The following is a 987-nucleotide window of genomic DNA, read 5'->3' as shown; positions in this document are numbered from 1 at the left end:
ACTGAATGAGCGAGGTCTCCGGTAGAGGGTTAATCGACCAAGACAAACCTGAATACCGGAGACCTCGTGCCCAGCGTAGCGGTACCGGGGCGGGCGGATCTGACCGACGCGCAGTGGGCGCGGTTGGAGCCGTTGTTGCCGCGGGGAAAGAAGGCGGGCCGGCCGCCGAAGTGGACGAAACGCCAGCTCATCGACGGGATCCGATGGAGGATCCGCACAGGATGCCCGTGGCGGGACATTCCGGACCGGTACGGGCCGTGGCAGACGGTGTACGGACTGTTCCGGCGCTGGCAACGCGCAGGGGTGTGGGCGCAGATCCTCACCCGAGTGCAGGCGCTCGCCGACGCTGCCGGCGCGATCGTGTGGGATGTCAGCGTCGATTCGACCATCGCCCGAGCACACCAGCACGCAGCCGGTGCCCGCAGGGACGGTGATCGGCAGGCCGAGCCACCGGGCGGTGTCGACACCGAGCCCGATGATCACGCGTTGGGACGCTCACGCGGCGGCTGGACCACGAAAACCCATCTGGCATGCGAGCAGGGCCGCAAGGTCCTGTCACTCATCGTCACTGCAGGTCAGTGCGGTGACAGTCCGCAGTTCGAGGCCGTGCTCGAGGCGATTCGGGTGCCGCGGCGCGGTCGTGGTCGACCGCGCCGCCGCCCTGATGCGGTGCTGGCGGACAAGGCGTACAGCAGTGCCGCCAACCGCGCCTACCTGCGCACGCGAGGAATCAGGTCGACGATCCCGACCAAGACCGACCAGGTCGCGAATCGGAAAAAGAAGGGCTCGTCCGGTGGTCGCCCACCCGTCTTCGACACCGAGCACTACAAGCAGCGGCACGCCGTGGAGTGCGGCATCAACCTGCTCAAGCAGAACCGTGCTGTGGCAACGAGATACGACAAGCTCGCGGTCCGCTACACCGCCACCGTGCGTATCGCCGCGATCAATCAGTGGCTCCGTACCCCAGGCTTATGAAACACGGCCTAG

General features: G+C 66.7%; 1 protein-coding gene. It reads left to right on the top strand.

The features are described 5' to 3' along the window. The first annotated feature begins 66 nt into the window (after positions 1–66). On the top strand, positions 67–975 hold the full coding sequence (locus A8G15_RS28735) for an IS5 family transposase (protein ID WP_068166608.1): 909 nt from the start codon (positions 67–69) through the stop codon (positions 973–975). Positions 976–987 lie beyond the last annotated feature (12 nt).

This window comes from Rhodococcus phenolicus, assembly GCF_001646785.1.
GTDB classification, from domain to species: Bacteria; Actinomycetota; Actinomycetes; order Mycobacteriales; family Mycobacteriaceae; genus Rhodococcus; species Rhodococcus phenolicus.
This window is presented reverse-complemented; position numbering and strand designations above follow the sequence as displayed.